Origin of the sequence: Pseudarthrobacter sp. NPDC092439 (assembly GCF_044754945.1) — a bacterium.
Taxonomy (GTDB): domain Bacteria; phylum Actinomycetota; class Actinomycetes; order Actinomycetales; family Micrococcaceae; genus Arthrobacter.
Map to the genome: position 1 here is coordinate 288,755 of NZ_JBIVQB010000001.1, position 22,672 is coordinate 311,426.

Below are 22,672 nucleotides of genomic sequence, written 5' to 3' on the forward strand. Positions count from 1 at the left end.
CACGGGCGGGAGCTAAACGGTCCGCTGGACCTGCATCACCCTGCGGCGGAGCCAGAAGCGACGGCCGCCGCCCATGTACAGCTTGCTGCGCTCCAGTTCCCACTTGCCGTATTCGGAGTGCTCCACCAGGCGGCGCCGGGCTTCATGCAGGGAATCGACGGGGCTGACCGTCAGTACGAGGTACTCGTACTGCCTCAAATAGTCCCGTTCCCGCCGGACCGAGCTGGTGAGAAATTGTTCCTTCATTGCCCTCCATTTTCGTCCTTTTCCGGCTAACGTGAAGTCATGAGCATCGATCCGCGTGTCGCGCTTCAGTCCCTGACCACCGCTTTGGAAGAACACCTTATAGCAGCATCCAACCGCCGCGGGGACGGTGATCCGTCCGTGGAAGCAGCGTTTTTCGCCGTGGCGGACGCCTTCGAAGTCTACGAAGACGCCCTCTATGAGGCCTACAACGAGGTGACTCCGCTTCAGGTCTTCGACGACGAGGACGATGAAGAAATGGACGTGGACGACGACGAGGATCTGGAGATCGTCGACGAGTAGCCTGTGTGCGCAGCCCTAGGCGGCCGAAACGTCCTCAAGTGCCAGGGAGATTTCCGGAGGCAGGGGAACGAGCTGGGCGTCAAGCACTTCCTTGAGCTGGGCCGGGGTCCTGGCGCCCACCACCGCAGTTGCCACGCCGGGCTGTGCCAGCAGCCAGCTGAGTGAAACGTCCAGGGGGGTACGCCCGAGCCCCTTGGCAGCCATGCAGACCGCATCCACCGTCCGGGTCGGCGCCTCGCCGAGGTACCGTTCCACGTAGGAGGCCTCGGTGGCCGAAGCAGCACGCGACCCGGACGGAATCCCCCCACGGTACTTGGCTGTCAGCACGCCGCGCCCAAGAGGGCCCCACGCCATCAGCCCAAGGCCCGCGTCTTCGACGGCCGGTATCAGCTCCGGCTCCGGAGCGCGGTTCAGGAGTGAGTACTCGGCCTGGGCCGCCACGAGGGGGAACCGGGCCAGGGCCGCCGCCTTGGCCGCCTGCCAGCCTGCGAAATTGGCAATGCCCGCGTACCGCGCCCGGCCCGTCCGCACCGCGAATTCCATGGCCGAAAGCGTCTCGTCGAGGGGAACGTTGCCGTCCCACGCCTCGGCAAGCCAGACGTCAACGTAGTCCGTCCCCAACCGCGCAAGGCTTGCGTCGAGTCCGTTGAGCAGGGCGCCGCGGGAGGTATCGATCCTTCGGCGGCCCCCCGCCGTCGTCATTCCTGCCTTGGTGCTGATGGACACTTCGGTCCGTGCAACCACGTCACCGAGCAGCGACCCGATCAGGGCCTCGGCCGCGCCGTCGCCGTAGGAAGCCGAGGTATCGATGTGCCGGCCGCCGCCGTTGAGGAACGTCTGCAGCAGCTCGGAGGCATCCTGTTCATCCGTTTCGGCGCCCCAGGACATGGTGCCGAGTGAGAGGGCGGAGACCCGCAATCCGCTGTTGCCGACGTAACGCTGCTGCATAGCAGCAAGCTTACGGCCAGAATCCCTGGCGGCCATGACGTAGTGTCGTAGCGTGAACTGGTTTGAGGCGGCCCTGTTGGGCCTTGTGCAGGGACTGACCGAATTCCTACCCATTTCGTCCAGCGCCCACCTGAGGATCGTCGGGCAGTTCCTCCCCAACGCTGCCGATCCCGGCGCCGCCTTCACCGCCATTACCCAACTGGGCACGGAGACCGCCGTTCTCGTCTATTTCTGGCGTGACATCGTCCGCATCGTGAAGGCCTGGGCGGGCTCGCTGGCCGGGAAGGTCTCCCGCCAGGATCCGGATGCCCGGATGGGCTGGCTGGTGATCCTGGGCAGCCTTCCCATCGTGGTCCTGGGGCTCCTTTTCCAGGACCAGATCGAATCGGTGCTGCGCAGTTTATGGATCGTCGCCACGATGCTGATCGTCTTCGGTTTGATCCTCGCTGTGGCTGACGCCGTAGGCCGGCAGGAACGGGAGCTCAGCCGCCTGACGTACAGGCACGGCATTCTTTTTGGCTTTGCCCAGGCCCTGGCTCTGATCCCCGGGGTTTCACGGTCCGGCGGAACCATCACGGCCGGGCTGCTCATGGGGTACACGCGTGAGGCCGCTGCCCGCTACTCGTTCCTCCTGGCCATTCCGGCGGTGTTCGGCAGCGGGCTCTTCCAGCTCTACAAGGTGGTGTCCAAGGACGGCGTAAGCGGCCCCTTCGGACTGCCGGAGACTGCGCTGGCTACCGTGATTGCCTTCGTGGTGGGCTACGTCATCATTGGCTGGTTCCTGAAGTTCGTCTCCACGCGCAGCTACCGGCTGTTTGTCTGGTACCGCATCGGCCTGGGACTCGCCGTGTATCTGCTGCTCGGTTTCGGCGTCATCAGCGCGTAGCACTAGGCTTGGCATGTGAAATCCTGGACTTCCCGCCCCGTCCCTGGCCTGCCCGGCGCCATGCCTTCCATCCGGCTGTTCGACACTGTCGCGGGCCGCGAAGTGGAACTCGACGGAGGCGCAGAACCGTCCATGTATGTCTGCGGAATCACGCCGTATGACGCCACGCACATGGGGCATGCCGCCAGCTACGTTGCCTTTGATCTCCTGAACCGGGCCTGGCGGGACGCAGGCAGCCAGGTGGCCTACGTGCAGAACGTGACGGACGTGGATGACCCCCTCCTGGAACGGGCAACTGCCACCGGTGTGGACTGGCGCGACCTCGCCGCCAGCCAGATCGAGCTGTTCCAGACCGACATGGAGGCGCTCAACGTCCTGGCGCCGGACCGATACATAGGCGCCGTCGAATCGATCGGCCTGATTGTGCCCGAGGTTGAACGGCTGCTGGACATGGGCCTGGCCTACCGGGTTGCCGGCACCGGCGGGGAGCCGGACGGGGATGTTTATTACGACGTCGAGGCGGCCGGCAAACAGTCCGTGGCGCCGGACGCCTGGACCCTGGGCTCCGTCTCAGGCCTCAGCGAAAGTGAAATGCTCGAACTCTTCGCCGAACGGGGCGGCGATCCCGGCCGCGCCGGCAAACGCCAGGCCCTTGACCCGCTGCTGTGGCGGGTGGAGCGCGAGGGCGAGCCCAGTTGGCCCGGAGGATCCCTCGGTGCCGGACGCCCGGGATGGCATATTGAGTGCACCGTCATCGCTCAGCGTTATCTCCCGGCGCCCTTCACAGTGCAGGGCGGCGGATCGGACCTGATCTTCCCGCACCACGAGATGGGCGCGGGACATGCGTATTCCCTGGCCGGCGTGCCGCTGGCCCGGCACTACGCCCACGCAGGCATGGTGGGGCTGGACGGCGAGAAAATGAGCAAGTCGAAGGGCAACCTGGTCCTGGTCTCAAAGCTACGGGCAGCCGGTGAGGATCCGGCGGCAATCCGCCTGGCCATCCTGGCCCACCACTACCGCTCTGACTGGTCCTGGACCGACGAAGGGTTCGCCGCAGCCAAGCGGGACCTCGAGGTATGGCGGCGCGCCCTGGAGCACGCCCCGCAGGGATCTGCCGTGCCGCTTCTTGCCGCCATGCGCACCGCGCTGGCCCAAGATCTGAACGCACCTGCCGCCATCGCCGCCGTTTCGCGGTGGGCTCGTGAGGCAATGGACAATGCCGGGCCCGCCAGCGGGACCGACCGCGACCTGGTGGCAGATGCGGTGGACGCACTCCTGGGAATCAGGCTCTGAGTTTTAGGACGTCCGGCTAGGGCCGGTCCTGGCCGCGCCGCTTCAGGTACCGCTCGAACTCGCGGGCGATGGATTCGCCGGTGGCCTCGGGGAGATCCGCCGTATCCTTGGCCTCTTCCAGTTGCCGCACGTAAGCGGCAATTTCCGGGTCCTCCGTTGCGAGCTCATCCACGCCGCGTTCCCAGGCGGCCGCTTCCTCAGCGAGCTCGTGGGTGTCCAGCGGAACCTGGAGCAGTTCCTCAATCCTGTGCAGCAGCGCCAGCTGGGCCTTAGGTGACGGAGCCTGCGCCACGTAGTGCGGCACGGCCGCCCACAGCGAAACGGTGGGAATTCCCGCGAGCAGCGCAACCTCGGCCATCACGCCAACGATGCCCACGGGCCCCTCGTACTGCGAGGCTTCCAGGTTCATGCGCTCACGGAGTGCGGCGTCGTCCGAGGAAGTGCTGACCGGAATGGGCCGGCTGTGCGGCACATCCGCGAGGAGCGCTCCCACCAGCACCAGGTATTCGACGTGCAGGGCCTCGGCGTGCACCAGCAGTTCGGCCGTATAAGCCCGCCACTTATAGGACGGTTCGATCCCCTGGACGAAGATCACGTCTACGTTTGAGTTCGGGACGCTGGCCTTGAAAATCCGGGTGGAAGGCCACTTGATCTTGCGTTCACCGGCTGCGTTGCGGCGCACCGTGGGCCGGGTGAACTGAAAATCGTAGTACTCATCGGCATCGATGGATGCGACCTTCTTGCCGCCCCAGGCCCTGTTCAGGTAGCGCAGTGAATCGCTGGCGGCTTCCCCTGCGTCATTCCAGCCCTCGAACGCCGCAAGCATCACGGTTACGCGCTGTCCCTCAGCCGCCGGCTGCAGGAACCGTTCCCGCCCGGGTTCGGCACCTTGCCCGCTGGTGTCTTCCTCGAAGCTATTCATTTCTTCACCCTACGTCCAAGACGCGCCCTTGCGCAGGGATTGCAGCGCGCCCGCCCCTCTGCGCGCCATGGGCGGCACTGCGGCGGTACGCCCATGGCGTACCTGCCGGAAAGCCCTCTGGCTCCCACCGTAGACTTGACCCATGGAACCCACACCCGCCCACGCCCCACTCAAAGCCGTCCTGTGGGACATGGATGGAACCATCGTGGACACCGAGCCATACTGGATCGCGGCCGAGCATGCCCTGGTGGAAGCCCATGGTGGAACCTGGAGCCATGAGCAGGCAATGCAGCTGGTGGGGCAGTCGCTGAGCTACTCTGCCGGGGTGCTCCAGAAGGCCGGTGTGGCGCTGGAGATCCGGGAAATCATCGACACCCTCACGGAAGCGGTGGTCGGCAGGGTCAAAGAGCAGGTGCCTTGGCGTCCCGGGGCCCGCGAACTCCTCGAGGAACTGCACCACGCCGGCATCCGGTGTGCACTCGTGACCATGTCCGAGGGGCCGCTGGCCCGCCAGGTGGTGGCCAGCCTGCCCCGGCCCTACTTCGACGTCGTGGTCACCGGAGACACCGTCACCCGGGGCAAGCCGCACCCCGAGGCGTACCTGACCGCCGTCGACCTGCTACGGGAAATCGACGCCCCCCTGGAAATCAGGCACTGCGTGGCACTGGAAGATTCGGCACCGGGGGTCGCGGCAGCCGTGGCTTCCGGCGTCGCCACCGCCGCCATTCCGCACATCGTGCCGCTCCCCGAACACGACGCCTATACACTGTGGGATTCGCTGGCCGGACGGTCCGTCGCAGACCTCCGGGAACTGCTGTCCGCTGCCGGCAGCAGCGAAACGGACGCTGAGGCGGCTTCGCTTGGGACCGCCCATGGCTAATCCCCAGCCGGCTGGGCGCCGCGAGGGCATTCCGCTGGGACGGATCGCCGGCGTACCCGTCATCCTGGCCTACTCGTGGTTCATCATTGCGGCCTTCACCGTGATCATCTATGGCCCCATGCTGCTCAGGAACAACCCGGCGCTTGGCTTCAGCGCATACCTTGTGGCCTTCGCCTACGCCCTGCTGCTCCTGGTTTCGGTGCTGGTCCATGAGCTGGCCCACGCCCTGACCGCCCGGATTTATGGCTGGCCCACGCAGAAAATCGTCTTGAACCTGTGGGGCGGGCATACGCATTTCGAGAGCTTCACGGCCACCCCGGGCAGGTCTGTCCTGGTGGCGCTGGCCGGGCCGGCCGCCAACCTGCTTCTGGCGGGCGGTGCCTGGGTCGTGTTGAGCACCGCGAACCTGGCCAGTGTCGCCGAAATCCTCACCAATATCTTTATGTGGGCCAACTTCCTGATCGGCATTTTCAACGTACTGCCGGGACTGCCGCTGGACGGGGGACGCCTGGTGGAATCCGCCGTGTGGAAGGTCACCGGCAGCCAGGCCAGGGGCACCGTCGCTGCCGGCTGGGCGGGGCGCGTAATCGTGGTCGCCATCGGCTACTGGTTCATTGGCAGGCCGGTGCTCGCGGGCAGCCCACCGGATTTCTCGTTGCTGATGATTTCGCTGCTTGTAGGCGGCTTCCTGTGGGTGGGTGCCTCTGCGGCGATCCAGCAGGGCACGCTCCGCGGCCGCCTGCCCCTGGTCACTGCGGCGGGCCTGTCGACGCCGGCGCTTGGCCTGCCTGCGACAGCTTCCGTTGACGAGGCGCGCCGGTACGCCGGGCAGGCGGGCGCCGTGGTGGTCTGCGGACCGGACGGCCGGCCGCAGGGTGTGGTTGACCCCGCGGCGCTGGCTGCCGTTCCGGCTGCTGTGTCGCCCTCGACGCCGGTCACTGCGGTTTCGTACGCGCTGGCGCCCGGCGCCTACGTCCCCGAGTGGTCCAGGGGCCAGGAGCTGGTGCAGTTCCTTTCCCAGGTGGAGGGCCGCCAGTATGCCGTGGTGGATCACAACGGCATCGTGACCGGTCTCCTGTCCCAGGAAGCGGTGGTCGCTGCCATCACGGGCAGGCGGCAGGCAGCAGACAGGCGCGCTAAGGGCCGGAACGGGTAGAGTTACCTGCCGGTCGTGCATTGCCGCAGCAGCCGCCACACCATCATCCGGGTGCCGGCCTGCACAGGCATAAAAGGTTTACAGGAGCGAGGAAACATCATGAGCAGCGAAACTGCCGTCAACGACGCCCACGGAGCAGCCCGGGCCGGTGCTGCCGCCGGAGGCTCGCAGCCGGTGGGCGCTGCCCGCCGCCGAGGCCCGTTCCGGGAAGGTGAGCGCGTCCAGCTCACCGATGAGCGCGGCCGGATGAACACGGTCACCCTGGAGCGCGGCGGAGCCTTCCACACCCACCGGGGTTTCCTGAACCACGATGACATCATCGGCAAAGTGGACGGCTCCGTTGTGGTCAACAACGTGGGCCAGCAGTACCAGACCCTGCGACCGTTGCTGTCCGATTTTGTGCTGTCCATGCCGCGCGGTGCCGCCGTCGTCTACCCGAAGGACGCCGGCCAGATCGTGACCATGGCGGACATTTTCCCAGGCGCGCGGGTGGTTGAGGCCGGTGTCGGCTCCGGCGCACTGTCCATCTCGCTGCTGCGGGCCGTGGGGGACAACGGCTACCTCCACTCCTTTGAGCGTCGGGAAGAATTCGCTGACATCGCACGCGGCAACGTGGAAACCATCTTCGGCGGCCCGCACCCCGCGTGGCAGATCTCCCTGGGCGACTTCCAGGAAGAAGTGGTCCGCAGCGAAGCACCGGGTTCAGTGGACCGCGTAGTGCTGGACATGCTGGCGCCCTGGGAATGTCTGGACGCAGTGGCTACCGTGCTGGCGCCTGGCGGCGTCTGGATCAACTACGTGGCTACCGTTACCCAGCTGTCCCGCACCGCAGAGGCAATCCGCGCCGACGGCCGCTTCACGGAGCCGGACGCGTGGGAGTCGATGGTCCGCGGCTGGCACCTGGAGGGACTGGCTGTCCGCCCGGACCACCGAATGGTGGCCCACACCGGTTTCCTGCTCGTGACCCGCCGGCTGGCGGACGGCGTCACGGGCATCTCCGTCAAGCGCCGGCCTTCCAAGACGGAGTTCAACGAAGAGGACGTCAACGCCTGGACGCCCGGCGCGGTGGGCGAGCGTGCCGTGTCGGACAAGAAACTGCGCCGCGCAGCCCGGGACGCCATTGCCGGCACCAACGTCAAGGACGCACCCGAGGTTACGAACTAGTCCACATTTCGGGAGTCTCCCCGTCCTACCTGCCTTCTTGGGACTAATGTCTTAAAGAGAAGCGCAGGAAGGGGCTGATACATCATGGAGACGCCGAACCAGGACTCCGGACGTACACCGGCAGAGGAGTCTGCCGCCAATGACCTCTCGGTCGCCGACCGCCAGGTCAACATCCTCCGGGACAAGCTCAGGCACATTGACCGCCAGCTGGCGGCGGCAACGCAGAACAACTCCAAGCTGGTCAACATGCTTGAGACGGCGAAGGCCGAAATCCTCCGGCTCAAGAACGCCCTGGACCAGGAAGGGCAGCCGCCCTACAGCTTTGGCACCGTCCTGCAGCTGAACCCGCGCCGCCAGCCCTCGCCCGGCGCCAGCGGCCAGGCGGCCACCGAAGAGTCCGTTGACATCTTCAACGCCGGCCGGAAAATGCGCGTGGGAATCAGCCCGCTGGTGAACATGAACCAGCTTGCCGTCGGGCAGGAGGTGCTGCTGAACGAGGCACTCCTGATCGTGGCGGGCCTGGGCTATGAACGTGCCGGCGAGCTGGCCACACTGAAGGAGATGCTCGGGTCCGACCGGGCCCTGGTGGTGGGCCGTGCCGACGAGGAACGGGTAGTGCGCCTCTCCGGGGCCCTCATGGCCGAGCAGCTTCGGGTGGGGGATGCGCTTTCGGTCGACTCCCGCACAGGCTACGCACTGGAAAAGGTGCCGCGTTCGGAAGTCGAGAACCTGGTGCTGGAAGAAGTCCCGGATATTACGTATGAGGACATCGGCGGCCTGGGACCGCAGATTGAGCAGATCAGGGACGCTGTGGAGCTGCCTTTCCTGCACCCCGGCCTCTACCGGGAGCACGGGCTCAAGGCGCCGAAGGGCATCCTGCTCTACGGGCCTCCGGGCTGCGGTAAGACGCTGATTGCCAAGGCCGTCGCCAATTCGCTGGCCGCCCGTGCCGCGGAGCGGTCGGGAAACGTGGACCTGAAGAGCTACTTCCTGAACATCAAGGGCCCGGAACTGCTGGATAAGTACGTTGGCGAGACGGAACGCCACATCCGGCTGATTTTCTCCCGCGCCCGTGAGAAGGCATCTGACGGCAGCCCCGTAGTGGTGTTCTTCGATGAGATGGACTCCCTGTTCCGGACCCGTGGCACAGGCATCTCATCCGACGTCGAGACCACCATCGTGCCCCAGCTCCTGAGCGAGATCGACGGCGTGGAGCGCCTGGACAACGTCATTGTCATCGGCGCGTCCAACCGGGAGGATATGATCGACCCCGCGATCCTGCGGCCCGGCCGCCTGGACGTGAAGGTCAAGATCCAGCGCCCCGACGCGGAGGCCGCCGCGGACATCTTCAACAAATACATCACCACGGACCTGCCGTTCCATGAGTCCGACCTGGCGGAGCATCACGGAGATGTCCAGGCGACGGTGGACGCCATGGTCCAGCGCACGGTGGAGGCCATGTACTCCACCGACAAGTCCAATGAGTTCCTGGAGGTCACCTACGCCAACGGCGATACTGAAATGCTGTACTTCAAGGATTTCAACTCCGGTGCTGTGGTCCAGAACGTGGTAGACCGGGCCAAGAAGTACGCCATCAAGGACCTGCTCACCACCAACCAGAAAGGCCTGCGCATCGAGCACCTGCTGCGGGCGGTGGTTGACGAGTTCCGCGAGCACGAGGACATGCCGAACACCACGAACCCGGATGACTGGGCAAGGATCTCCGGCAAGAAGGGCGAACGGATCACGTACATCCGCACCATCGTCCAGGGCAAGGCCGGCCAGGAGCCCGGGAAGTCCATCGAAACCATGCCGACCACCGGACAGTATCTGTGACGCCTGCAGCTGAGCCCGCCGGCGGGGAAGCGCTCCCCGCCGGCGGGGCCATGCGCGTGATGGGGGCGGAGACCGAGTACGGCATCCACGCACCGTCGGCGCCCTCTGCCAACGCCACCATGATGAGCGCCCGGGTAGTGCAGGCGTACGCGCAGGTAACCCGCCAGCGTGCCGCCGGGGGAGCGGAGACCCGCTGGGACTACACGGACGAAGAACCCCTCCACGATGCCCGCGGCTGGACCCTCGAGAGGTCCGCCGCCCATCCCAGCCAGCTGACGGACCAGCCGCCGGTGCTCGACGCCGAAGCCGTGGCCCTTGCCTACGGCCAGGAGGACCTGGAACTCGACGGGGAGGACGAGTCCGGTACCCTGCTGATGAATATGGTCCTGGGTAACGGCGCACGCCTGTACGTGGACCACGCCCATCCCGAATATTCCAGCCCGGAAGTCACCAACCCCCGTGACGCCGTCGCCTGGGATGCCGCCGGGGACCTGGTGGGGCTTGCGGCTGTACGCCGCCTGGCGGCCGACCCGGACCTGCCGCCGGTGAACCTCTACAAGAACAACACGGACAACAAATCGGTCTCTTACGGGTCGCACGAGAACTACCTGATGCCCCGCTCGGTGCCCTTTGGCGAGATAGTGCGTGGCCTGACCCCCTTCTTCGTCAGCCGGCAGGTGATCTGCGGTTCCGGCAGGGTGGGCATCGGGCAGGACAGCTCCACTCCCGGCTACCAAATCAGCCAGCGGGCGGACTTCTTCGAGGCTGAAGTAGGGCTTGAAACCACCATCCGCAGGCCCATCATCAATACCCGCGACGAACCGCACGCCACCGCTGATAAATACCGGCGGCTGCACGTGATCATCGGCGACGCCAACCTGAGCCAGGTTTCCAATTACCTGAAGTTTGGCACCACCGCCATGGTGCTGAGCCTGATCGAGGCCGGGCTCGCCCCCAGGATCGGGGTCCACGAACCGGTCGCGGCGCTGCAGGCGATCAGCCATGACACCCTGCTCACCACAAAGGTCCGCCTGCTGGACGGCAGACGCGTCACGGCGCTGGATCTGCAGTGGATGTACCACGAGGCAGCGGCGAAGCTTGCCCAGGACACCGGGGTGGGCGATGCCGCCTACGGTGACGGCCACACCCATGACGTCCTGGACCGCTGGGCAACAGTCCTCACCCAGCTGGACATGGACCGTGCGGCAGCAGCAGGTTCGGTGGAGTGGGTGGCCAAGCTTTCCCTCCTGAATGGCTACCGGGACCGCGACGGACTGGAGTGGAACGATGCCCGGCTTGGCCTGGTGGATCTCCAGTGGGCTGATCTCCGGCCGGAGAAGGGTCTCTACTACCGGCTCCTTGCCCGCGGCCGTATGCAAAGGATCGTGGACGACGCCGGCATCGCGGCTGCAGTATCCGAGCCGCCACCGGATACGCGCGCCTTTTTCCGGGGGAGGTGCGTGAGCAGCTTCGGCAAGAACGTGGTAGGCGCCAGTTGGGACTCGGTCATCTTCGATGTGCCGGGATCCGGACGCCTCCAGCGCGTGCCCACCAGGGAGCCCCTGCGGGGAACCAAAGCGCTCACCGGCCCGTTATTCCAGCGCCACCGTGAAGCCGGCCCGTTCCTTGCGGAACTGCTGGGGCACAAATCTTCTCCGCCTGCGGCGTAAACCCTTCCGGAGGGGCGCCACCGTGGCAGGATGGGCTTATCGCCGGATCCACAGGGTCCGGCTGGGAAGAAAAGAGGGTAGAAATGGCAGGCCAGGAGCAGCAGCAGCCGCAACCGCGGGACAGTCAGGTGGAAGAGGAGCTCCCCGAAGCCCCTCCCGCCCCGCCCGAGGCCCAGGCCTCGGCGTCCACGGAAGGTGTCGATGACCTCCTCGACGAGATCGATGGTGTCTTGGAATCCAATGCCGAAGAATTCGTCCGGGCGTTCGTCCAAAAAGGCGGCCAGTAGAAGGCAGCCCGGAGGTGGCGGAAGCCGCAGACTGCCGGGGGCTGGACCGACGCTGAGTTGAACCACCACGTTCTAGGAGTGCATGAGTGCAGGAATCATCCGCCAACCAAGTAGCTGCCAACGCCACCTCGTCCTTCACTGAACACCTGCAGCGGGACCGTCCTGACCTTCTGCCCTACAACCGGCATGTCCAGCACGGTGCTCCAACTGCGCCGCTGCAGGCGCCGCACGCCACCACCATCGTGGCGATGAGCTACGGGGGCGGCGTGCTGATGGCAGGAGACCGGCGCGCCACCATGGGCAACATCATCGCGAGCCGGCACATCGAAAAGGTCTTTCCTGCAGACCACTACTCGGTCCTGGGCATCGCGGGAACTGCCGGCATCGCCATCGACCTGACCAGGCTCTTCCAGGTGGAGCTGGAACACTACGAAAAAATCGAAGGCACACAGCTGAGCCTCGAAGGTAAAGCGAACCGGCTTGGCGCCATGATCCGCGGGAACCTGCCCATGGCCCTTCAGGGCCTGGCGGTGGTACCGCTCTTCGCCGGGTTCGACACCGGCGCGGGCGTGGGACGGCTGTTCTCGTACGATGTCACCGGGGGCCGGTATGAGGAACGCGAGCACCACACGGTCGGCTCCGGCTCAGTCTTCGCCCGCGGCGCCCTGAAGAAACTGTGGCGGCCCAACCTCAGCGAAGAGGAAGCCGTGGCCATAGCGGTGGAGTCCCTTTACGACGCAGCCGACGACGATTCCGCCACGGGCGGTCCGGACACCGTCCGCCAGCTCTGGCCAGTGGTGTACACGGTGGATGCCTCCGGCGCACGGCGCGTCTCCGAGGAGCGGCTTGCCGCGGCGGCCCGGAACGTGATCGAAGCGCGGACCATCGCCGGACGGGAGGCCTAGGATGACGCAACAGTTCTACGTCTCGCCTGAACAGCTCATGAAGGACCGGGCGGATTTTGCCCGGAAAGGAATTGCCCGCGGACGGTCCGTGGTGGTCATCAGCTGTGCGGACGGCATAGCGCTCGTGGCCGAGAACCCTTCTCCATCCCTGCATAAGATCGGGGAGATCTACGACAAGATCGCGTTCGCCGCGGTTGGAAAGTACAACGAATTCGAAAGCCTCCGCCAGGCGGGCGTGCGCTACGCTGACGTCCGGGGCTACTCCTACGACCGTGAAGACGTCACCGCGCGTGGGCTGGCAAGTGTCTACGCCCAGAGCCTCGGAGCCGTCTTCACTGCCGAACAGAAGCCCTTCGAGGTGGAGTTGGCCGTCGCCGAGGTAGGCCGGACCCAGGCCGAGGACCACCTATACCGGTTGACGTTTGACGGTTCCATTGCGGACGAACACAGCTTCGTGGTCATGGGCGGGCAGGCTGAGAAGGTCTCCGCCGCCATCGAGGGCGGCTGGCAGGCGACGCTTGGCTTTGCCGACGCCGTGCGCCTGGCCATGTCCGGCCTGGCCGCCGCAACGGAGTCCGAAGGGCCGGCCGTCCCCGTTCCCTCCCGCGCCCTTGAGGTTGCCGTCCTGGACAGGCTCTCGGAAACCACGCGCGGCACCCGTCGCGCGTTCCGGCGGCTCAATGACGCGGACATTACTGCAGTGCTGGCCCGGGAGGACTGATGGACAAACGGATTTTTGGCATCGAAACCGAATTCGGGATCTCCTATTCGAGCCCGGATTCCCGGCCCCTCGCCCCGGAGGAAGTGGCGCGGTACCTGTTCCGCAAAGTGGTCAGCTGGGGACGCTCCTCCAATGTGTTCCTCACCAACGGGTCTCGCCTGTACCTCGACGTCGGCTCGCACCCCGAATATGCCACGGCGGAATGCGACGACCTCGCACAGCTGATTGCCCATGACCGTGCCGGTGAACTGATCCTGGACGACCTGGTGGATGAGGCCCAGGCGCGGCTGGCGGCCGAGGGTTTCAACGGCACCGTCTACCTTTTCAAGAACAACACGGATTCGGCGGGCAACTCCTATGGCAGCCATGAGAACTACCTGATCCCCAGGCGCGGCGAGTTTTCCAGGCTTGCCGAGATCCTGATTCCCTTCCTGGTGACGCGCCAGCTTATTGCCGGCGCCGGCAAAATCCTCAAGACCCCGCACGGGGCCACCTACGCGTTCTCCCAGCGCGCGGACCACATCTGGGAAGGCGTCTCTTCCGCCACCACCCGGTCCCGCCCGATCATCAACACCCGTGACGAACCCCATGCGGATGCCGAGTTCTACCGGCGCCTGCACGTCATCGTAGGGGACTCCAACATGTCTGAGACCACGGCCCTGATGAAGGTGGGCACCGTGGACCTGGTGTTGCGCATGATCGAGGCCGGGGTCATTATGCGGGACATGCGGATGGAAAACCCCATCCGGAGCATCCGCGAGATCTCCCACGACCTCAGCGGCAGGGCGCTGGTGCGGCTCGCCAACGGCCGGCAGCTGACCGCACTCGAAATCCAGCAGGAGTACTTGTCCAAAGTCACAGCCTTCGTCCACGACCACGGCGCGCACAACCCGCATGTGCCCCTGATCCTGGACCTCTGGGAACGGACGTTGAAGGCCATTGAATCCGGCGACACCCGCGGCATCGAAACCGAAATCGACTGGGCCATCAAGAAGAAGCTGATGGACTCCTACCGGGAACGCCACGGCCTTGGCCTGGATGCACCGCGCATCGCCCAGCTCGACCTCACGTACCACGACATTTCCCGTTCCCGCGGCCTCTACTACCTTCTGCAGTCGCGGGGCGCCGTCCGGCGGATCGTGGACGACACCGTCATCAAGGACGCCGTCGACGCCCCGCCGCAGACCACACGGGCCAAACTGCGCGGCGACTTCGTCCGCCGTGCCCAGGAACTGGGCCGGGACTACACCGTGGACTGGGTGCACCTGAAGCTCAACGACCGGGCCCACCAGACCATCCTGTGCAAGGATCCCTTCCGGAGCGTGGATGAACGCGTGGATGCGCTCCTGGAGACTATGGGCTGACTCCCAGCTTTAGGGGCTATTCTGGACAGGGCCGTTTTCCCGGCCCCTGGCGACGCCGGCCGCGTCCTGCGGTCCCGTCGCATCCATCCTGCCCCAACGAAAGTTTTCTTACGTGCGCCGACTACTAGCAATCCTTCTCCCCGGCCTCCTGATGCTCACCGCCTGCAGCGGTACGGCATCAGAGCCGGAGCCCACCAGCCAATCGGCCGGGGAGACTGCAAAGTTCGACTCCCTCAAACTGACGGACAACGGGGATAAGAAAGCCCCCGGCGTCGAGTTCGACAAGCCCCTGGAGGTCGCAGAGCCCACCGTCAAGGTGGTCGCCGAAGGCAGCGGTGAACCCCTCAAGGCGAACCAGGTGGCAAACATCTCCATCCTTGCGCTGAACGGAACCGACGGCAGCACCCTGGAGGACACCTTCCCGAATGATCCGGAACCGCTGGAGCTGAACGAGGAGCTCAAGACCGGCAGCGCCGTGATCTACAACGCCTTTGTAGGTGCCAAAGTCGGCTCCAGCCTGGCCCTCGCCGTGCCCGGCCAGGCCGGTGCTGAAGGAGCCCAGGCGCAGCCCACGCAGCTGCTCGTCATCAAGGTCGTGTCCGCAAAGGATGTCACGCCTGCCCTCGAGAAGCCCGAAGGTGAGGCTGTAACTCCGCCTGCCGGCCTGCCCACTGTCACCGAAAAGGACGGCGTCCCAGAAATCTCCGTAAAGGGTGCTTCCGCTCCAAAGAAGCTCGTGGCACAGGACCTGATCAAGGGCAAGGGGGCCGTGGTCAAGGCCACCGACACCCTGACCGTGAACTACGTGGGCGTGAACCTTGAGGGCGGTGACAAGTTCGATTCGAGCTTCGACCGCGGCGAACCTGCCTCCTTCGCGCTGAACCAGGTCATCAAGGGCTGGACCCAGGGACTGGCCGGCAAGACTGTCGGATCCCGCGTCCTCCTGGTGGTCCCCAAGGACCTGGCGTACGGCGACGCCGGCCAGGGCAAAGCAAAGGGTGACCTGGTGTTCGTAGTGGACATCCTCGGCACCAAGTAGCCAGACTGGGTGCAGCGCGGCCCGTGCAGCGAAGCCAGGCACCCGCAACAAGGACCCCACAAGCACAGCACCAGAACAAAGGAGCAACCATGTCATTTGGACAGCGCGAATTCGACCGCCAGAAGCCTGAGATTGATTTTCCGGAAGGTGACGTCCCCACGGAACTCGTCATCACGGACCTGATCGAAGGCGACGGGCGCGAAGCCAAGGCCGGAGACACCGTGTCCACGCATTATGTGGGTGTCGCATGGTCCACCGGCGAAGAGTTTGACGCTTCGTGGGGCCGCGGCGCACCGCTGGACTTCCGCGTAGGCGTTGGCCAGGTCATCCAGGGCTGGGACCAGGGGCTCCTGGGCATGAAGGTCGGCGGCCGCCGCCGGCTGGAAATCCCGTCCGAACTGGCCTACGGCTCCCGGGGCGCCGGTGGAGCCATTGCGCCCAACGAAGCCCTGATCTTCGTGGTGGACCTGGTGGGCGTGCGCTAAACGCCCTCCCGTCCGGCAAGCGCGGCAGCTCCAGGCGACATTGTCGCCCGGTGCTGCCGCGCTTCCTGCGTTCCAGGGCCAGGTTTAGTAACGTAGCGAGCGTGCCTGTATCGCGTACCGAACGTCTCCTGAACCTGCTGATAGCGCTCCTCAATACCCGCTATGGCCTGGGGCGCGATGACTTGCGCGAGAAGGTCTACCACGACACGTCCGGCAATGACGTGGCATTTGGCCGGATGTTCGAACGGGACAAAAACGACCTCCGCCGGATGGGCTTCGAGGTGGAGACCCTCACCGACACCGGCTGGGCAGAAGATGACAGCACCACCACGCGCTACCGGATCGGCAAGGATTCGAACCGGCTCCCGGAAGTCCAGTTCGGACCCGAGGAATGGACGGTCCTCCTTCTGGCATCCCAGCTTTGGGAGCGCGCGGCGCTGGGCACTGCCGCCCGCAGCGCCGTCCGGAAACTCCAGTCGTCCGGAAGCCTGGCTGCCGTTGAGCTGCCCGCAGGCGTCCAGCCACGCATCAAACCCGCCGGCCAGGCGTTCGACGACCTCGTCGCCGCCATGCATGCCCGCCACCCGGTCGCCTTCACTTACCTGGCCGGAAGCACCGGCAGGGAAGAACTCCGCACCATCGAGCCCTGGGGGCTGGGCAGCCGGTTCGGCCAGTGGTATCTCATGGGTTATGACCGGGCCCGGCAGGCGCCCCGCCATTTCCGGCTGTCGCGGTTCACCAGCGCGGTCACCACGCTGGACAAGGACACCTACACCCCGCCTCCCGGTTTCAACATCCGCGAAGAACTGGACCGCCTCCCCGAATTGCCGCTCCGCACCGCCGTCGTACGCGTCAGGAAAGGCCGCCTGCTGGCACTCCGCCGACGCGCCGCGGATGGCAATGGCGTCCCGCCCGCTCCAGCGGAGGAAACAGACGACGGCGGCTACGACACTTTGGGCCTTCCGTTCCGGGACCCCGAGGTGCTCGCCGAGGAAATCGCATCCTACGGTCCGGACGCTGTTGCGGTGGCACCCGGGGAGCTTGTTGCCGCCGTCCGGCGGCGGCTGCGCGCTGCAGCGGAATTCAGCGCTTCCCCGAAGCCGCGCTACGAATTTCCCGGCGCCGGCGCCGGTGCCCGCAGCACCGGCAAGGGGACTTCGGAAGACCAGTTGCAGCGGATGCTCCAGCTGGTGCCGTTCCTCGTCCATAACCAGGGCCTCCGCATCGAGGAGGTGGCCTCGCACTTCGGGATCAGCCGGCGCCAGCTGGAGAGCGACCTTCACATCCTCATCTGCTCGGGCCTTCCCGGCGGTTACCCGGATGACCTGCTGGATATCCAGTGGGAGGACGGGCGCGTCTATATCAGCCAGGACCTGGACCTCACCCGGCCGGTGCGGTTCACGGTAGAAGAGGCATCGGCGCTGCTGACCGGGGTGGAGACCCTGCGCGGGCTGCCGGGAGTGGCCGGGGGAGGGGCGCTGGAGGCGGTTGCCCTAAAGCTCAGCGCCGCTGCCGGCGAGGAGGGACGCCGCGCGGCCGCCCTGTCCGGCCCCCCGGTCACCCCGGCAGCCGCGGATATGCACGGCACCGTCCGCGACGCCATCGCCGGCGGCCGTCAGTTGCGGCTGACTTATCTTTCACCTCAGCGGGACAGCCTGACCGTCCGCGACGTTGATCCGGTACGCCTCTATTCCCAGGACGACGTCTGGTACTTCGAAGCGTATTGCCACCTGGTGCAGGGGACCCGGAATTTTCGGCTGGACCGGGTTCAGGAACTGGAGCCCAACGGCCGCGAGGTCTCCGCCACGGTCCCTGCCGCGGGGGGATCACCAGACAGGCTTTTCACGCCGAACAACGGCGACACCACCGTAACGGTGCAGCTCACCCGGCAGGGCCGCGGGCTGGCGGAGGATTACTACGCCGAGCGGGTGGCGGAATTGCCCGACGGCGGGATGGTTGTGGACATCCGGTTCGGCAACACGGCGTGGCTGCCGATGTTCGTCGCCCAGCACGGCGGTACGGCCAGGATCCTGGCGCCGGACGAACTCGGTGATGCCGCCCGGCACTGGATCGCCGACGCGCTGGCCAAATACGACGGCTAGACTTTTCAGCATGCCTTGGTGGTCGTGGATCCTGATCTGGGTGTCTCTCGTGGCACTTGCCCTGCTGTTCTATGTCCTCCTGGGCATCCGCCTGTTCCGGCAGTTCATGGCTGCCATGGCGGACCTCAGTGCGGCAGGGGAACGGCTGGGCAGGCTTGGGCCCCTCGACCCCGGGGCGGAGGTGGCAGGCACCGGCCAGGCGGTTCCGGGGTCTGCTGTTTTTGCCCCGCCCGCGGCGATGCGACATGATTACGAGGCATCCAAGGCGGTCCGCAGCGATGAACGGCGCCGGCGCCGGGTGCAGCGCAAAGCTGACCGCGGCCAGCCGCAACGGCTAAAAGATCTGGACCTCGCCTAGAGGTAGGATGTATGCAGACGAAAGGATTTAGACATGAGGCTTGAGGGCTGGCACCTGATCATCATTATCGTTTTGGCGCTTGTGCTGTTTGCAGCGCCGAAACTGCCCGGAATGGCGCGGAGCCTGGGGCAGTCCATGCGCATCTTCAAATCCGAAGTGCGCGAAATGAAAAAAGAGGGCAAAACGGAGGACACCTCCGGACAAACGGGTCCCGGACCGGTGGAGGGCAGGGTTGTCAACCACCCCCAGTCGAACGCCGGCGGTCCCGCGGACGGCACTGACGTTCCGCCTTCATCCCGCGCCTGACACCACGTGGCCATAGCGATGGGGCGGCAGGCAAACCCCGAGGGCCGCATGCCGCTGGTGGACCACCTTCGGGAACTGCGGAACAGGCTGTTCAAGTCCGCCATCGGCGTCGTCCTGGGAACGGTCGCGGGATTCATCCTCTACCAGCCCATGCTTGCGGCCCTGATCAGGCCGATTACGGACCTCAATGAAAAAGAGGGTCGACTGGCGAGCCTGAACTTCGACGGGGTTGCTAGCTCCTTCGACCTGATGGTTCAGATTTCGGTGTTCATGGGTCTCATTTTGGCCAGCCCGGTTTGGCTCTACCAGCTCTGGGCGTTCATCGTTCCCGGGCTCCACAAAAAAGAACGGCGTATGGCCCTGGGCTTCGTGGCAGCCGCCGTTCCCCTGTTCGTCGGCGGCGTGGTGCTGGCGTGGCTGGTCCTGCCCAACGCGGTGCGGGTGCTGACGGACTTCACTCCCGCCGGTGCGTCCAACTTCATCACAGCCCAGGTGTACCTGTCTTTCGTGACCCGGCTGATGCTGGCCTTCGGCATCGCCTTCCTCCTGCCCGTAGTCCTCTTCGGACTCAACGTGGCAGGCCTCCTGCGCGGGGCCCAGCTGGTGAAAAGCTGGCGCATTACAGTCTTCCTGGTCTGCCTGTTCGCTGCCATGGCGGCGCCGGGCGCGGATGCCATGAGCATGTTCTACCTGGCGGTCCCCATGCTGGCCCTGTTCTTCCTTGCCGTGGTCCTGTGCCTGATGAACGACAAACGGCGGGACCGGCGCACGGCAAAACGCGCAGAGGAGACGGAAGCCTCGGCCAACATCGCCACGCCAGGCAGCGAGCTCAAGAACCTCTGAGCTCCTATTAGGCTTGGGGTATGTCCTCCAATACCGGGCCGATTTCTTCCGGGCCCCCGCCCGGCGGTCCCAGCGATCCCGAAGAACTTTCCCCGGCCGAAAGGTACCGTGCCAGCGCCGAGCGCAGGGCGGAGGCGGCCACCTACCTGGGTTCCTTTATCCGGACACTGGACTTTGAGCTCGACGACTTCCAGCGCCAGGCGTGCCGTTCCCTGCAGGAGGGCAGGGGAGTCCTCGTGGCTGCGCCCACCGGAGCCGGAAAAACCATCGTGGGCGAGTTCGCCATCTACCTTGCACTGCAGCGCGGCCTCAAGGCGTTTTACACCACGCCCATCAAGGCGCTGAGCAACCAGAAGTTCAGCGAACTGGGCGAAAAATACGGCGCAGAAAATGTGGGACTCCTCACCGGCGACACCAGCATCAACGGGGATGCCCCGGTAGTCGTCATGACCACCGAAGTCCTGCGCAACATGCTCTACGCGGACTCGGAAACGCTGTTCGACCTTGGCTACGTGGTGATGGACGAGGTGCACTACCTCGCGGACCGGTTCCGTGGCGCCGTCTGGGAGGAGGTCATCATCCACCTTCCCAGTGAAGTGCAGGTGGTTTCGCTCAGCGCCACAGTCTCCAACGCCGAGGAGTTCGGCGCCTGGCTGGACACGGTGCGGGGCGACACGGACATCATCGTCTCCGAACACCGTCCGGTGCCGCTGTGGCAGCACGTTATGGTCGGCCGCCGGATCATTGACCTGTTCGCCGGTGAAACCACCTTCGACGAAATCGCACCGCCGGTCGACGGGGAGCGCGCCGGATCCGCCAGGGAAGTGCAGCCGGGGCGCGGCTTCGACGTCAACCCGGACCTGCTGGCGGTGGCCCGCAGCGAGGTCCGGCAGGGTTTCCGGAGCAGGCCCGGGCGGCGGGACCAGCGCGGCCGCCGCGGCAACGAGCGTCCCGCCCCCCGCGGCCAGGACGGGTCAGCAGTACGGCGGGCCAGCCGTCCGCAGGTCATCGCCAGCCTGGACCGGATGGACCTGTTGCCGGCCATCACATTCATCTTCTCCCGGGCCGGCTGCGATGCCGCCGTAGCGCAGTGCGTGGCTTCGGGCCTGTGGCTGACCACCGAAAAGGAGCAGCGCATCATCGCCCAACGGGTGGACGAGGCGGCCCTGGAAATCCCATCCGATGATCTGGACGTCCTCGGCTTCTGGAGCTGGCGGGACGGACTGCTCCGCGGATTCGCTGCCCACCACGCCGGCATGCTGCCCACCTTCAAGGAAGTCGTGGAAAAGCTCTTCGTGGACGGCCTGGTCAAAGCTGTCTTCGCGACCGAAACGCTCGCTCTGGGCGTGAACATGCCGGCCCGCTCCGTGGTCCTGGAGAAGCTGGACAAGTTTAACGGCGAATCCCACGTGGACATCACGGCAGGGGAATACACACAGCTCACGGGCCGGGCCGGGCGGCGGGGCATCGACATTGAAGGCCATGCCGTGGTCCTGTGGCAGCCGGGAACCGATCCCACCGCGGTGGCCGGGCTCGCCTCCCGGCGGACGTATCCGCTGAACTCCAGTTTCCGTCCCACCTACAACATGAGCATCAACCTGCTGGCCCAGTTCGGGCGGGCCCGGGCGCGTGAGATCCTCGAATCCTCGTTCGCCCAGTTCCAGGCGGACCGTTCAGTGGTGGGACTTGCCCGCCAGGTCCGGAGCCGCGAGGAGTCCCTGGCCGGCTACGCCAAATCGATGACCTGCCACCTGGGGGACTTCACCGAATACGCTCGCCTGCGCCGCGAACTCTCCGACGCGGAAAACGCCGGCTCCCGGTCCATGTCCCGCGCGCGGAAGTCCCTCAGCGCTGATTCCCTGGCCCGCCTGCTTCCCGGCGACGTGGTCAACATTCCCGGCGGCAGGGCGCCGGGACCGGCCGTCGTCCTCAGTGCCGACCACGGCAGCCGGGATCCCCGTCCGGCCATCCTGACCCTGGACAGCCAGCTGCGCAGGATCGGCACCGATGATCTCGAAGGTCCCATCACCCCGGTGACGCGCATCCGCATCCCCAAAGCCTTCAACGCCAAGGTTCCGAAATCCCGCAGGGACCTGGCCTCGTCCGCACGGAACGCTCTGCGGGAGAACAGGCCGCCGTCGCCCGGGAACAACCGGAGCAACGACTTTGGACGCGCGGCGGGATCACCCAACCAGGAGAAGCGCATCACCGAGCTGCGCCGCGCCCTGCGTGCGCACCCCTGCCATGGGTGCAGCGAACGGGAGGACCACGCCCGGTGGGCGGAACGGTGGTGGAAGCTCCGGCGCGAGACGGACGGGCTGGTTCGCCAGATCCAGGGCCGTACCAATACCATTGCCAAGACATTCGACCGTGTGTGTGACGTTTTGGCCGCCTACGGATACCTGGAGGCGGCCGGCGACGGCGGGCTGGCGATCAGCCCCCACGGCCAGCGGCTGCGCCGGATCTACGGAGAGAAGGACCTGCTGATTTCGCAGTCCCTCCGGCTGGGCGCTTTTGATGACCTCGACGCCGCAGAGGTTGCTGCCCTTGCCAGCGTGCTGGTGTACCAGGCCAAGCGCGAGGACCGGGGCCTGCGCCCGCGGATGCCCAGCGTATCGCTGGAGACGTCGGTGGATATCGTGGTCAGGGAATGGTCTGCGCTTGAGGACGTGGAGGAAGACCACAAGCTTCCGCTCACGGGGGAGCCGGAGCTCGGGCTCGTGTGGCCACTCTACAAATGGGCCCGCGGCCGCCATCTCCAGGACGTCCTGAGCGGCACCGACCTCGCAGCCGGCGACTTTGTCCGCTGGGTGAAGCAGGTGGTGGACCTCCTGGACCAGCTGGCCAAGATCCCCGGCCTGGATCCCCGACTTGCCCGGCTGTGCGGTGACGCCATCGCCCTGGTCCGCCGCGGCGTCGTAGCTTATTCGTCTGTTCTCTAACCCGCCGGTCTCATTGGCC

At 65.9% G+C, this 22,672-nt stretch carries 22 protein-coding genes; 19 read left to right on the forward strand and 3 right to left on the reverse strand.

What is annotated here, in order from left to right; all coding sequences use genetic code 11:
- Positions 1-12: 12 nt before the first annotated feature.
- Positions 13-246 carry a DUF5703 family protein gene (locus ACIQCM_RS01340; RefSeq protein WP_400603800.1) on the reverse strand — a complete coding sequence of 78 codons (234 nt, stop codon included), beginning with the start codon at positions 244-246 and terminating at the stop codon, positions 13-15.
- A 39-nt stretch (positions 247-285) separates the two neighbouring features.
- On the opposite strand from ACIQCM_RS01340, the gene ACIQCM_RS01345 reads away from it, so the two are divergent.
- Positions 286-546 carry a hypothetical protein gene (locus ACIQCM_RS01345; RefSeq protein WP_400603798.1) on the forward strand — a complete coding sequence of 87 codons (261 nt, stop codon included), beginning with the start codon at positions 286-288 and terminating at the stop codon, positions 544-546.
- A gap of 15 nt (positions 547-561) precedes the next feature.
- Here ACIQCM_RS01345 and ACIQCM_RS01350 read toward each other — a convergent pair whose 3' ends face one another.
- Positions 562-1,494: an aldo/keto reductase gene (locus ACIQCM_RS01350; protein WP_400603796.1), complete on the reverse strand. Its 933-nt coding sequence runs from the start codon at positions 1,492-1,494 to the stop codon at positions 562-564.
- A 52-nt stretch (positions 1,495-1,546) separates the two neighbouring features.
- Between ACIQCM_RS01350 and ACIQCM_RS01355 the strand changes: the two genes are divergently transcribed.
- Positions 1,547-2,380, forward strand: a complete 834-nt coding sequence (locus ACIQCM_RS01355) for an undecaprenyl-diphosphate phosphatase (RefSeq protein ID WP_400603795.1) — start codon at positions 1,547-1,549, stop codon at positions 2,378-2,380.
- A 15-nt stretch (positions 2,381-2,395) separates the two neighbouring features.
- A complete protein-coding gene (gene mshC / locus ACIQCM_RS01360; RefSeq protein ID WP_400603793.1) occupies positions 2,396-3,673 on the forward strand; it encodes a cysteine--1-D-myo-inosityl 2-amino-2-deoxy-alpha-D-glucopyranoside ligase in 1,278 nt (425 codons plus the stop codon).
- A 16-nt stretch (positions 3,674-3,689) separates the two neighbouring features.
- On the opposite strand, the gene ACIQCM_RS01365 is transcribed toward mshC, so the two are convergent.
- Positions 3,690-4,595, reverse strand: coding sequence for a PAC2 family protein (locus ACIQCM_RS01365; protein WP_400603791.1), 906 nt, complete (start codon positions 4,593-4,595; stop codon positions 3,690-3,692).
- 142 nt (positions 4,596-4,737) lie between these two features.
- On the opposite strand from ACIQCM_RS01365, the gene ACIQCM_RS01370 reads away from it, so the two are divergent.
- The 16 genes from ACIQCM_RS01370 (at position 4,738) to ACIQCM_RS01445 (ending at position 22,653) form a co-directional block, all read left to right on the forward strand.
- Positions 4,738-5,475 (forward strand): HAD family hydrolase, encoded by a 738-nt coding sequence (locus ACIQCM_RS01370; RefSeq protein WP_400603789.1) that lies wholly within the window; start codon positions 4,738-4,740, stop codon positions 5,473-5,475.
- Positions 5,468-6,631, forward strand: a complete 1,164-nt coding sequence (locus tag ACIQCM_RS01375; protein WP_400603788.1) for a site-2 protease family protein — start codon at positions 5,468-5,470, stop codon at positions 6,629-6,631. Before ACIQCM_RS01370 ends, ACIQCM_RS01375 begins: the two co-directional genes overlap by 8 nt.
- Positions 6,632-6,730: 99 nt before the next feature.
- Complete coding sequence (locus ACIQCM_RS01380; RefSeq protein WP_400603786.1) at positions 6,731-7,795, forward strand: tRNA (adenine-N1)-methyltransferase; 1,065 nt, start codon at positions 6,731-6,733, stop codon at positions 7,793-7,795.
- 84 nt (positions 7,796-7,879) lie between these two features.
- Positions 7,880-9,631 carry a proteasome ATPase gene (gene arc / locus ACIQCM_RS01385; RefSeq protein WP_400603783.1) on the forward strand — a complete coding sequence of 584 codons (1,752 nt, stop codon included), beginning with the start codon at positions 7,880-7,882 and terminating at the stop codon, positions 9,629-9,631.
- 50 nt (positions 9,632-9,681) lie between these two features.
- Entirely contained in the window at positions 9,682-11,301 is a 1,620-nt protein-coding gene (gene dop / locus ACIQCM_RS01390; protein ID WP_400604289.1) for a depupylase/deamidase Dop, read from the forward strand.
- An 83-nt stretch (positions 11,302-11,384) separates the two neighbouring features.
- Positions 11,385-11,588 carry a ubiquitin-like protein Pup gene (locus ACIQCM_RS01395; RefSeq protein WP_400603781.1) on the forward strand — a complete coding sequence of 68 codons (204 nt, stop codon included), beginning with the start codon at positions 11,385-11,387 and terminating at the stop codon, positions 11,586-11,588.
- Between the two features lie 86 nt (positions 11,589-11,674).
- Complete coding sequence (gene prcB, locus ACIQCM_RS01400) at positions 11,675-12,493, forward strand: proteasome subunit beta (protein ID WP_400603779.1); 819 nt, start codon at positions 11,675-11,677, stop codon at positions 12,491-12,493.
- A 1-nt stretch (position 12,494) separates the two neighbouring features.
- Complete coding sequence (prcA, locus tag ACIQCM_RS01405; protein WP_400603777.1) at positions 12,495-13,214, forward strand: proteasome subunit alpha; 720 nt, start codon at positions 12,495-12,497, stop codon at positions 13,212-13,214.
- A complete protein-coding gene (gene pafA / locus ACIQCM_RS01410; RefSeq protein ID WP_400603775.1) occupies positions 13,214-14,578 on the forward strand; it encodes a Pup--protein ligase in 1,365 nt (454 codons plus the stop codon). Before prcA ends, pafA begins: the two co-directional genes overlap by 1 nt.
- A 112-nt stretch (positions 14,579-14,690) precedes the next feature.
- Positions 14,691-15,617 (forward strand): FKBP-type peptidyl-prolyl cis-trans isomerase, encoded by a 927-nt coding sequence (locus ACIQCM_RS01415; protein ID WP_400603773.1) that lies wholly within the window; start codon positions 14,691-14,693, stop codon positions 15,615-15,617.
- Between the two features lie 89 nt (positions 15,618-15,706).
- On the forward strand, positions 15,707-16,102 hold the full coding sequence (locus ACIQCM_RS01420; RefSeq protein WP_066275847.1) for an FKBP-type peptidyl-prolyl cis-trans isomerase: 396 nt from the start codon (positions 15,707-15,709) through the stop codon (positions 16,100-16,102).
- Positions 16,103-16,203: 101 nt separating this feature from the next.
- On the forward strand, positions 16,204-18,204 hold the full coding sequence (locus tag ACIQCM_RS01425) for a helix-turn-helix transcriptional regulator (RefSeq protein WP_400603772.1): 2,001 nt from the start codon (positions 16,204-16,206) through the stop codon (positions 18,202-18,204).
- A 10-nt stretch (positions 18,205-18,214) separates the two neighbouring features.
- Positions 18,215-18,562 carry a hypothetical protein gene (locus tag ACIQCM_RS01430; protein WP_400603770.1) on the forward strand — a complete coding sequence of 116 codons (348 nt, stop codon included), beginning with the start codon at positions 18,215-18,217 and terminating at the stop codon, positions 18,560-18,562.
- Between the two features lie 33 nt (positions 18,563-18,595).
- On the forward strand, positions 18,596-18,868 hold the full coding sequence (gene tatA, locus ACIQCM_RS01435; protein ID WP_400603768.1) for a Sec-independent protein translocase subunit TatA: 273 nt from the start codon (positions 18,596-18,598) through the stop codon (positions 18,866-18,868).
- A 48-nt stretch (positions 18,869-18,916) separates the two neighbouring features.
- Positions 18,917-19,711, forward strand: a complete 795-nt coding sequence (gene tatC, locus ACIQCM_RS01440; protein WP_400604287.1) for a twin-arginine translocase subunit TatC — start codon at positions 18,917-18,919, stop codon at positions 19,709-19,711.
- Between the two features lie 20 nt (positions 19,712-19,731).
- A complete protein-coding gene (locus ACIQCM_RS01445; RefSeq protein ID WP_400603767.1) occupies positions 19,732-22,653 on the forward strand; it encodes a DEAD/DEAH box helicase in 2,922 nt (973 codons plus the stop codon).
- The last annotated feature ends 19 nt before the right edge of the window (positions 22,654-22,672 follow it).

Bases quoted from the DNA above. Each gene is read 5' to 3' on its own strand.
- ACIQCM_RS01340 (WP_400603800.1), bottom strand. From the start codon at position 246: ATGAAGGAACAATTTCTCACCAGCTCGGTCCGGCGGGAACGGGACTAT.
- ACIQCM_RS01345 (WP_400603798.1), top strand. From the start codon at position 286: ATGAGCATCGATCCGCGTGTCGCGCTTCAGTCCCTGACCACCGCTTTG.
- ACIQCM_RS01350 (WP_400603796.1), bottom strand. From the start codon at position 1,494: ATGCAGCAGCGTTACGTCGGCAACAGCGGATTGCGGGTCTCCGCCCTC.
- ACIQCM_RS01365 (WP_400603791.1), bottom strand. From the start codon at position 4,595: ATGAATAGCTTCGAGGAAGACACCAGCGGGCAAGGTGCCGAACCCGGG.
- ACIQCM_RS01370 (WP_400603789.1), top strand. From the start codon at position 4,738: ATGGAACCCACACCCGCCCACGCCCCACTCAAAGCCGTCCTGTGGGAC.
- ACIQCM_RS01375 (WP_400603788.1), top strand. From the start codon at position 5,468: ATGGCTAATCCCCAGCCGGCTGGGCGCCGCGAGGGCATTCCGCTGGGA.
- ACIQCM_RS01380 (WP_400603786.1), top strand. From the start codon at position 6,731: ATGAGCAGCGAAACTGCCGTCAACGACGCCCACGGAGCAGCCCGGGCC.
- arc (WP_400603783.1), top strand. From the start codon at position 7,880: ATGGAGACGCCGAACCAGGACTCCGGACGTACACCGGCAGAGGAGTCT.
- dop (WP_400604289.1), top strand. From the start codon at position 9,682: ATGCGCGTGATGGGGGCGGAGACCGAGTACGGCATCCACGCACCGTCG.
- ACIQCM_RS01395 (WP_400603781.1), top strand. From the start codon at position 11,385: ATGGCAGGCCAGGAGCAGCAGCAGCCGCAACCGCGGGACAGTCAGGTG.
- prcA (WP_400603777.1), top strand. From the start codon at position 12,495: ATGACGCAACAGTTCTACGTCTCGCCTGAACAGCTCATGAAGGACCGG.
- pafA (WP_400603775.1), top strand. From the start codon at position 13,214: ATGGACAAACGGATTTTTGGCATCGAAACCGAATTCGGGATCTCCTAT.
- ACIQCM_RS01420 (WP_066275847.1), top strand. From the start codon at position 15,707: ATGTCATTTGGACAGCGCGAATTCGACCGCCAGAAGCCTGAGATTGAT.
- ACIQCM_RS01430 (WP_400603770.1), top strand. From the start codon at position 18,215: ATGCCTTGGTGGTCGTGGATCCTGATCTGGGTGTCTCTCGTGGCACTT.
- tatA (WP_400603768.1), top strand. From the start codon at position 18,596: ATGAGGCTTGAGGGCTGGCACCTGATCATCATTATCGTTTTGGCGCTT.
- tatC (WP_400604287.1), top strand. From the start codon at position 18,917: ATGCCGCTGGTGGACCACCTTCGGGAACTGCGGAACAGGCTGTTCAAG.
- ACIQCM_RS01445 (WP_400603767.1), top strand. From the start codon at position 19,732: ATGTCCTCCAATACCGGGCCGATTTCTTCCGGGCCCCCGCCCGGCGGT.